At 32.0% G+C, this 10,011-nt stretch carries 6 protein-coding genes and 3 pseudogenes; 3 read left to right on the top strand and 6 right to left on the bottom strand.

Annotation, left to right across the window (positions count from 1 at the left end):
• Positions 1-408: 408 nt before the first annotated feature.
• The 5 genes from RT445_RS01535 to RT445_RS01515 form a co-directional block, all read right to left on the bottom strand.
• Positions 409-1,353: a tripartite tricarboxylate transporter substrate binding protein gene (locus tag RT445_RS01535; protein WP_312506582.1), complete on the bottom strand. Its 945-nt coding sequence runs from the start codon at positions 1,351-1,353 to the stop codon at positions 409-411.
• A 51-nt stretch (positions 1,354-1,404) separates the two neighbouring features.
• Complete coding sequence (locus tag RT445_RS01530) at positions 1,405-2,082, bottom strand: response regulator (protein ID WP_274794917.1); 678 nt, start codon at positions 2,080-2,082, stop codon at positions 1,405-1,407.
• A gap of 132 nt (positions 2,083-2,214) precedes the next feature.
• Positions 2,215-3,813, bottom strand: a complete 1,599-nt coding sequence (locus RT445_RS01525) for an ATP-binding protein (RefSeq protein WP_274794918.1) — start codon at positions 3,811-3,813, stop codon at positions 2,215-2,217.
• Between the two features lie 1,188 nt (positions 3,814-5,001).
• Positions 5,002-5,148 carry a hypothetical protein gene (locus tag RT445_RS01520; RefSeq protein ID WP_169745643.1) on the bottom strand — a complete coding sequence of 49 codons (147 nt, stop codon included), beginning with the start codon at positions 5,146-5,148 and terminating at the stop codon, positions 5,002-5,004.
• Between the two features lie 85 nt (positions 5,149-5,233).
• A complete protein-coding gene (locus RT445_RS01515) occupies positions 5,234-5,878 on the bottom strand; it encodes a hypothetical protein (protein WP_312506583.1) in 645 nt (214 codons plus the stop codon).
• A gap of 120 nt (positions 5,879-5,998) precedes the next feature.
• Between RT445_RS01515 and RT445_RS01510 the strand changes: the two are divergent.
• Together RT445_RS01510 and RT445_RS01505 are read left to right on the top strand one after the other, a co-directional pair.
• A pseudogene (locus RT445_RS01510) lies at positions 5,999-6,507 on the top strand (DUF3231 family protein).
• A 79-nt stretch (positions 6,508-6,586) separates the two neighbouring features.
• Positions 6,587-7,369: pseudogene (locus RT445_RS01505) on the top strand (IS3 family transposase); the annotation flags it as partial.
• 65 nt (positions 7,370-7,434) lie between these two features.
• On the opposite strand, the pseudogene RT445_RS01500 reads toward RT445_RS01505, so the two are convergent.
• Positions 7,435-7,599 (bottom strand): annotated as a pseudogene (locus tag RT445_RS01500) (DUF5412 family protein); the annotation flags it as partial.
• Between the two features lie 975 nt (positions 7,600-8,574).
• Between RT445_RS01500 and RT445_RS01495 the strand changes: the two are divergent.
• Positions 8,575-9,870: a hypothetical protein gene (locus RT445_RS01495; protein WP_312506585.1), complete on the top strand. Its 1,296-nt coding sequence runs from the start codon at positions 8,575-8,577 to the stop codon at positions 9,868-9,870.
• The last annotated feature ends 141 nt before the right edge of the window (positions 9,871-10,011 follow it).

Here is a 10,011-nt window from a genome sequence, read left to right as displayed (position 1 = left end):
ATACTAATATCATTAAAAAGCCTAAAATTGCTAGCATAATTCTCCCCCCAATTGCTCTACTAAATTATTTACCAATTCGATAAATAACTAATTTTTCGAATATTTACCCTATAATAAAATAATTTCGATCAAATGTAATCGTTTACAAATTAATGTTTATTAATTTCTTTTTATCTATTTCGTACATTTTGTTCACGGTAAATTTAAGATTTACGCCACCTAATGTCTTCCCTAACACAAAACAAAAAAGGCTAACCTAGGACTATGCATGATCTCTCTACCACATGTATGAAATGGTAGAAAGGCAAAAACATAGGTCTCATAAGTCAACCTTGTAAGTCATATCTGAATATAATAAAGAATAAAAAACCATTAATTTTCCATTAAAATATTAAAAAGTAGCTCTTCTTAATAAATTTCTAATAATTTCTCATATTTCTTATTTTCCTCATCAAGAAATTTTGAGGTTTCACTACTGTTCATATAAAAATCTTCCCACATATATTTCTTTAAAGTTTGTTTCCATTCTTCAGTTCTTACCATTTTTGCAAATGTCATCTCCCAAAATTCGATTTCCCTTTTTGACATATTAGGCGGTCCCATAATGCCGCGCCAATGTTTAAAAACTAACTCAATTCCTTCTTCTGTCCATGTAGGAATTTCGGGAAGCTCCTTTAATCGTTTCTCTGATGAAATGACGAGCAGTTGCACCTGATTCAAATCATAATATTTTTTAGCCTCGGATAAAGTCATCGTTGCAACATCTATTTGCTTTTTTAATAATGCATCCACTACTTGATTGCTATTTTCATATACAAAAAAATCTAGTTTTTCAGGTTCTACTTTTGCCTGTTTACTCGCTAATACAAAAGAAATCTGATCATCATTGCCTAATCTCGGGGAGACACCTATTTTATATGCTTGAGGTGTTTCTTTCAGCTTCTCCATTAAATTTTTTGCACTTTTTATTTCTGAATCCTTTGAAACAATGACAACATCCCATTCAGTAGCTAGGGTGGCAATCGGTGTAAAATCTTTATAAGTTAACTTACTTTGTCCCAATAAATGATTGGTAATGAGTAGGCTTGAATTCATTGCCAGCACATGATCTTTTTGCTGCTTTGTATATTTCCATCCTAGCTCTCCACCAGCACCTATTTTATTCAGTACATGAATGTCTTCGTCAACCAAATTGTTATTCACTAAAATGTCCCGTATAGCTCTTGCTGTTTTGTCCCAACCTCCACCTATAGAGCTTGGAGCAATGATTGTTACTGTATCTGTTATAGCTTCTTGCCCCTCATCTTGTGAACAACCACAGCAAAGTAATACAATAAGCGTGAAAATACTCATTATTTTTTTTCTCATTGTTCATTCCTTGTCTATATTATTGATCGAACCTTGTTATCCTTTATAGTAATATTTCCTCTCAGGCCTGCCGACGACACCATATTCATGTTTTGCCGTACAAACATCAATTGAAACGAGAAACTCTAAATACCTTCTTGCAGTGGTACGTGATGCTCCAATTTGTTCACCCATTTCCTCAATGGAAATACCGCCTTTTAGTTCTTTCATTACTTTTTTCACTTTGTCCAAAGTATGACGATCTACACCTGAAGGTAAATCTTTTTGATTGACGGAGGTTTGATTAGCTACCCCAAAATATCGATCAATCAATACTTGGTTCACCTCATCACTATGGCTTAGTAGTCTTTTCTTCTTTTTATATTCTTCAACTGCTTCAACAAACTTCTCCAAGGTCACTGGCTTCAATAAATAATTACTAACACCATATCTCACAGCCGCTTCAAGCATTATTTTTTCTGTTGCAGCAGTCACCATAATAATATCAATTGAAGGATAATTTTCTCGAATCTTTGATAACAAATTTGTTCCAAGATCATCAGGCATATAGATATCTAAAAAAAGCAAATCAACTTCGTAATTCTCTAGTATTTCCATTGTTTCCTTTGCATTCAGTGCCTTCTGAACGACCTTTACATCTGGTACCTTTTGCAAAAACTGTTCTTGTACTTGTGCAATTCGAAAATCATCTTCCGCTATGACAACCTTAATCATTTTTCTCCTCTCCTTCTTTTATCTCGCTTTGCTGGTATATAAACACCAACCCGTTTAACGTCTTAGATGGGAGTAAACCCTTAATTTCAACATCAGTGGAGCTCTAGAAAATTTCACTGAGTAAGTTTCATTTTATCCCTTAATTTTTTTCGGAAGGAATACCGTGAAAATGGCCCCTCCTTCTTTGTCATTATTTACTTCTACTGTTCCACCTAAAGAATCTACAATTTGTTTAACATTAAATAAGCCGTACCCTCTGTTTTTACCTTTAGATGAGCTGTGTAAATCAAATATAGAATCTAACACGTCTTCAGCAATCCCCTTTCCGTTATCTGCTACTTCAATAATGATATCATTCCCAATTCCTGTAATTGAAAAGATCACCTTTCGCTCTTCCTGGTTGACTACTGCATCAAAAGCATTATCAATAAGGTTTCCAATGATTGTAACGATATCAGTGATTCCAATATGACTTGGTAAGAGGTCTACATAACTATCTGGATCAATTTCAAAAGTAACTTTCTTTTCCGATGCTTTGCCTAGTTTCCCTAATAGTATAGCTTGAACATTTATATCATGAATTTGATTAAAAAGTATACGGTTCTGTTGCTGATGATTAGTTGACTCCTTTTGTATAAATTCAAATGCATCTTGGTATCTCTCTAATTGAATTAACCCTGATAATAAGTAAAGTTTATTAGCGTACTCATGAGTTTGGGCACGAAGTCCCTCTGAATATTCGCGAACCTCCGTGATCGTATCAATAAGCTTTTTCAGCTCTGTTTTATCTCGGAAACTAGAAACCACACCCACAATCTGTTCATTTTCAATGATTGGAATAAAGTTAAAAATAAATACTTTATCATTTATTATTATCTCTACATTATGAATTGGCTTACCCTTCTGCAGGACATAGTCGATATTAATGGATGGTAATACAAATTTAATATGTTGGCCAATCGAGGAATCATCAATAAGGTTCAACATTGACCTTGCAGAATGATTAATTAAAGTTAAGAATCCATTATGATCTATTGCTATGATCCCTTCCTTGACCGATAACAAAATGGCGCTTCTTTCCCTATATAATGACGAGATTTCATGCGGTTCCAGGCCCATAGTATCTTTTCTAATACTTTTGGTTAAAAAAATACCACCAATGATTCCTAAAATTAGAACAATTAAAGAGGCAATGAGAATAGACTTAACACGCTTGTAAATATTTTGATAGATGTCTTTTTCCGCGTATTCAACTGCTACGGTTCCAATTACACGAGTGTACTCTCCATTGTCTGAAATGATAGGAACCTTCCCTATTAAAACAGAACCACTCTCGCGTTCCACTTCAAAATTATTAGAGCCACCAAATATTAACCCGTGATTATTTGTATGGTCAAAACTCTTCTTACCGACCTGACTTGGGTTTCTATGCGAATAAATAATCTTCTCCCGATCTTCAATAATAATATTTTCCGCATTTACCTGATCTATTACCTGATCAGCAATTGGGCGAAAACTTAGCTCTAAATCGCTTTTCCCAATGGATTCTTTAAGTTCCGGCATGAGAGAAATAGTCATAGCCGATTGCAATGCTAATTGTTTTACTTGCGTCCTAGCATCAACATATTGCAAGTAAGCAAATACACTTGCAAGAAGACATACAATAAAAAGGATCAGGGTGCTAATTAGTCCCAATATTTTTGTTTGTAATGGAATCTTATTTTTCTTCAATGTATTTTTTCCTTTTCGACTAGTGTACTTCATTTATTACTGTTAATTTTCACCTCACTATAGTTAAAAATATGCCACTCCAATTATTTAAAAAGCGAAAACTTTTTTCATGTCGTTGCTAGGAAATATAAAGACAAAGCTATGTAATCTGACTGCTTTTTTGAATAGGAAGAATCTATAAAAACTTACTAAATATCATAAGAAAGGCTAGTTTGAATCAAACTTAATTTCTTGATTATACTATAGTTCAAAGGAATAGTTGAATAGCCTTCAACCAAATCAGTTGAAGGCTTTATATACCATTAAATGACAGAGGACTTTTGAGAGGAAAACATAAATTATAATTATTGCAGAAGTTTTTAATCTTTATAAAAAACCTTGGTACAGTAACAACTACTCTGTACCAAGGTTTAATGGACAAATAAAATTATATAATGTGACAGTATTAGTTATTACTCACTGTTAAGTTAAAAAAAGGTCTTATACTTTCAAACGCTAAAAGACGCATTTTTAAATTCTTTTTATTGGATAAGATATCCACATAAGTGTTGCAAAAAAGTTGTATACTTAGGAATTAATAAAAATCCTCAATATAGGACATAAAGCTCCTTTATTGTGGGTTTTGCTTTTAATTTTCATTATCATTGGAAGGAAAGTGTGTTTCTCGATTATTTATAATAATTGTGTATGGCTCAATCCTTTTACTTTTATAGTTGATTTGTTGCCCAACAATTGCGCACGATTGTTGAATATAAAAATACACGAAAATTAGATTCGTCATCATCTATGTTGGGGAAAATCCATATTTGTGTATCATTAACGCTTCTTTACTTCCTGTTGTTAAACATACCTACAGTCTTGTTGCTATTGTAAAGATCTAACATTTCTTTTGATGTATGACACTTAGAAAATCTCCCTTCATATTGAAACTCATCTACATCCAAAGAACTCTCAGTTCAAGTCTGATTCTGTAACAGCAGGGGCTAGAACCTTTTGCCTGCATTTTTGAACCTTTACTTTTTAACTCCTAAGCTAGAAGACAAATATGGTTTTTTTCAAATTAATAAACCTGATTTTTTAGTAGAGTATATTCCGTGTATACAAAACGATGGATTTATGTACAAATTTCTAATGAGAAAAAAATACCTTACTCCTTTTAGGAATAAGGCAAAAGAATTTCAATGTTTTTTATTTGTTTTTAAGTTCATTTTTTATATCTTTTAATAACTCAATTATCTCTGAATTTTTATCATTCATTTTTTCTATTTTTTTTTCTATTGTGCTACTCGTGAAAAAAATAATTAATAATATTGCTATTAAAACTATAATGTCCATAATTTATCTCCCTTACGGCTAATTCATATTAAATATAAAAAGACAAAACCTAAATAATTGATTTTGTCTTTTAATATTTAAAAAATTATTGCCATTCTAGTCTAGTATAAATACTTGAGTTTGTTGCATATACTGCAAGATCTCTTGTAACAGTGTACAAACCTGTTTTATGAGAAGCCTTGAATTTCCAAGCAGTTCTAGCTGGTTTTGAACTAGTTGCCGTTGGATTAGTAGCTTTTTGATCCAATGTTAACCAATCGTATAAAACCATATCAACATATAGGTCTCTAGGATCTGTTATTGTAGTTTGTCCACCCTGTACACGAGTTACTGTTGTTTTATATGAAATAGTCCATATTAAATCATTGTATTTTACTGTAACAGTACATGTATTATATCCAGAACCTGAAGAACAACTGTTGCTCACAGGTACTTCAGAATACCCATATGGTGTAATTAAATTTTCTTCTTCCATTTGTAAAGCAATTCTCGAACCGTCATCAAAAACTATGATATTTGTTTCGCCATCTGGTAGTAAAACAAGCTCATGTTCTTTTTCTTTAATTTTTTCAGGGTTTTGTGAATCTAATAGCTCCCCATTTAATACTTTTTGAATTAGCTTTTCTCCTGATACTTCATCAATACCTAGTGATATGTAATTTTCTCTCAATTTTTCAATCTCTGTGTCGTTTAAAACTACTTCACTTGCATTAGATGTACCGACATTCAATAGAAAAATAAACGCAAAAGTATATGCATTGCAAGTAAATTGGTAATTAACTACCAAGATAACCGAAATATTATTATTTAAATATATGTTCCGGTCTAAAACTATCCTTACATTGTAATTGTGGGTATTATGGGTGGAAATCCAAAAGATGAACCATTGCATTATGGTGAAGTATTTAGTGTTTGGTCGGGTTTAGTTGTGAACTATGGTATAATTTCTGGCTATCAAACATTTTACAATCATGCTGGAGATGAAGACCTTAAGAAAATTATTGAAGATATTATTGAACTTTGTAGAGATGAGTAAAACAATTAGAAAAAATTCTAAAAACTAATGGTATTGCTCTACCTCCTGCTTCACCCGAACGACCTGTTGCAAGGATGGAAGATATTCCTCCTGGAGCAAAATTTAATGATCCTGAAATAAGTGCTGCACTTACAGCCGACCTTGCTACAGGATTAGTTGCATGCAGTCAAGGAATGGGAACATCTACTCGAGAAGATATTGCACTAATGTATAGTCAATTTCATACAGCAAAAGCTCAAATCGGTGCAAAACTACTTCGTCTAAATAAAAATAAAGGTTGGTTAGTTCCACCACCATTACATGTAGATTATCCAGAAAAATAATATTTTTACCTGACAAACCGTCTCCCCAGTATCAAACTGGGGTTTTTGTTATCAATAAAATCCAGAAGCGACGTATCATTATCATATCAAACAGATGGGGCAAAAGGATCCAGACGTAGAGAGGAAAGTCTTGATTTTAGAGACTTTTGAAAAACATGAAGGTCGATATGGCTACCGCCGAATTCATGCGGAATTAAGAGTGCAAGGACATACAATTAATCATAAAAAGGTACAACGAATCATGAAAAACCTAGGGTTAAAATGTGTAAAATTCGTACGTAAATCACGCTACAAATCATACAAAAGAACAGTTGGGAAAGTCGCTAAAAACCTTTTGAATCGTAGATTCAGAACGTCATATGCCCTTCAAAAATTGGTGACTGATGTAACTGAATTTAAATGTACAGATGATGAAAAATTATATTTAAGTCCGATCATGGATTTATATAATGGTGAGATTATTGGGTTTAGTATGTCAAAACGGCCAAGCCTAGATTTTGTGTTAGATTCACTTAAACAAGCACTTCCAATTATTCTAAAGCGTGCTGAATATCGGACAACAATTCATTCTGATCAAGGATGGCACTATCAACACAATACGTGGGTGAAAACATTAAGGCAGAACAGGATTTTTCAAAGCATGTCTCGTAAAGCAACATGCGCAGACAATGCGGCCATGGAGAACTTCTTTAGCTTACTAAAACAGGAAATGTATTATGGAGAACAATTAATCTCTTATAAAGCATTACAAAAGAAAATAAATGAGTATATCAATTATTATAATAATGTTCGTATTAAACAAAAACTGGCCGGCATGAGTCTGGTAAATTACCGAAAACATGCCAGCCAATTAGCTGCATAATAAAAACTCTAACTTTAAGGGGTCACTACCGAATCGCGCCCGATTGTTGAAGAAAAGGGCGAGTATTATTGTTTTCTAAACTTAAATTTATCATTTGACACATCTAACGTATGACCGTTTATTACCACTGTATTATTGTCTATCCAATTAATTTTTTCAGTTCCTTCACGATTGTTCCAGTTTTTTATATTTCTTTTATGATTAAATACCAACCCACAAATAGAATACGAAGTTGTAGCCCCCTATTAGAAAGTACAGGACTTATAAGAAAGGTAGATTAACTTGGCAGTATTAGTCATCCAATGGAACTTCGTAAAAACTAAGGATTGTAGAAAATGCCCCCAATTTTTTGTCGAGGATGAACGAGCTTTATTTCACCAGTAAAATCAATCAGGTTGTGCTTTTACTGGTGAAATAACTGACGAAAAAAATAAGGTGATTGGAATCATGGAGGGAAAAGGTATTATTAGAAGAACTAAATCACTTATAAGATACCTCAACTTTCTCACCTTTTTAACAAGGGTATTAACATAAATTCTCAACAAAAATCTAAAAAAACGCTCAGATTTAACTCTGGGCGTTTTTAGATAAAATTATTTTAATTTTGTTGATTAACCAATTAAAAGTAAATTGATATATAACAAATAGAAATGTTAATTCAAGGCCATATAATATCGAACTAATAGGATTAAAGCTTGAAATAAAATACGAGTATATTGATCCGCTTATTATTCCTATGAGAACATAAGAAATAACATATGATGGAAATATAAATGTTTTTTTATTTTTAACCTTCATTATAATTAATCCATCAATCAGTATAGACAAAGGAAAAATGATGATGAAAAGAAATGTTAGATTAATAATCAACGTTATTGTAAATTCATATCCAAAATTAGAAAAAAATTCATCGATTCTTCCTTCACCTGCTGAAAAGTATTTAAATACTCCCAAAAATATTGGTATTGTGATAGCTGTGAAAATTGCAGAAAGGAATTTAATATAAGGTCTATGAAATGATGACTGCAGTGTTTTGTTTTTCATATTTACTCCATTTCTACTTAATAATATTTAAGTAATTTTATGATATTTTTCCAATAAATTTATTATATCATAAAATTTAATTATTAAAAAAATCAAGTTTTTCTATTTTATATATGATAGTATATATTCGAGTTTAAAAATTAAATAAAAGGAGAAATTGCATGAAGTTACCATTAACTCTTACTTTGTTACTAACTTTTGTAATGTTTTTTAGCTTTTCAGATATAATGGAAGCAAGTGCGTCCGATAAAACCATTCCATCAGTTAGTGTAACACCAGATTTCAACTCTATAGACGTACAATGGAATTTTAAAGGGGATTTATTTAAAATTATCGATAATAAAGGTGATATTATTTATAACGGAGACCAGAATAGTTATAAATTAGTTGATTTAGAGTCGAATAGTTTAGTTAGTTTTTATATAGTTGCTTATAATGACGGCAACATCACCAACAGCCAACATATTATTACAACTACTCTTAAAAATACAAATAAACTAAATATGAGAACTCTAGCATCCTCAACCGAAATTGATACTTCTATTACCAGCATTGCATCAAGTGAAGGGGTTAATCTAGACTGGAATGATATCCCTGGGGTTGAAGAATACCGTGTTTTCAGGAATCAAGAATTAATAGCTACTATAAGTGATAGTAATTATACAGACGTAAGCATAGTTAAGAATTCTACATACACATATGAAATTGAATTCTCAATTCCTCTTTCCGATAGTGAAAAGGTAGAAACAAAGAATTTTCTATCAGACAATGAGCTTCTTGATCTTAGTGATAAAGAAATTGAACAAATGAGTCAAAGCCGACCAGTTAGCATAATTAGAATTGTAGATACAACTCCTCCTTCATTGCCAATTCAACCGCTAGCAACACCTACTACAAGTTTCTCTTGGGTTTATAAAACATTCCTTCCAATGGATTATATTGAAGATCCTATTCCGTTAAATGGAATTGCATTCTTCGGAGGAGATAATAGGACTTTCAGTTTTGATTCGGAAAAATACCGAACAAAAATGTGGGGCAAAACAGTTTTCTCTTATGATTCAACGCATGATTTTAGTAAGAATGTAGGTAAAACAACTGCGTATGACGATAGCAAAAAACTTATTTCTTCAAAAACAGCATCAGATGAATTAATGTATGGAGTAAAAAATACACATACTTATACAAAAGCTGACTATACTTATTATCATAAAGTCGGAAATCCCTATATACCAATATCCGGACATGAGATAGATATTCTCATGAGAGTTGTTACTAATAGTAATGGTACTTATAGCTTTGAAGGTAAGCATGACAGAGCTCCATCACATGAGCTTTATCTAACATTAAATAATGGGGTAAGTAATCGCCAGATTTTTGCTCATCCTAACGAAGGTCTTGGTTATTTAGGAGGACCAAGTACTTTAGCTAGAAGTTTTTCAATTACTGGGAGTTTGTAATGATTTATTGTTAATCGCAAACGCTATATAATATATTTCAATTCGCTTTATAAGCTTTAAAAGCCCACTTAATAATTTAAGTGGGCTTTAGTGTATTTTAGCTTTATTGAACTTATATATTCTACTAGGATAATTTCAGCA

The organism is Lysinibacillus sp., from assembly GCF_032093475.1.
In the GTDB taxonomy this organism is placed as follows: Bacteria; Bacillota; Bacilli; order Bacillales_A; family Planococcaceae; genus Lysinibacillus; species Lysinibacillus irui.
Note: the sequence above shows the minus strand (reverse complement) of the source record. Positions and strands in the feature narration are given on the sequence as shown.

Coding starts and splice junctions, on each gene's coding strand:
- RT445_RS01535 (WP_312506582.1), bottom strand. CDS start 1,353: ATGAGTATTTTCACGCTTATTGTATTACTTTGCTGTGGTTGTTCACAA.
- RT445_RS01530 (WP_274794917.1), bottom strand. CDS start 2,082: ATGATTAAGGTTGTCATAGCGGAAGATGATTTTCGAATTGCACAAGTA.
- RT445_RS01520 (WP_169745643.1), bottom strand. CDS start 5,148: ATGGACATTATAGTTTTAATAGCAATATTATTAATTATTTTTTTCACG.
- RT445_RS01495 (WP_312506585.1), top strand. CDS start 8,575: ATGAAGTTACCATTAACTCTTACTTTGTTACTAACTTTTGTAATGTTT.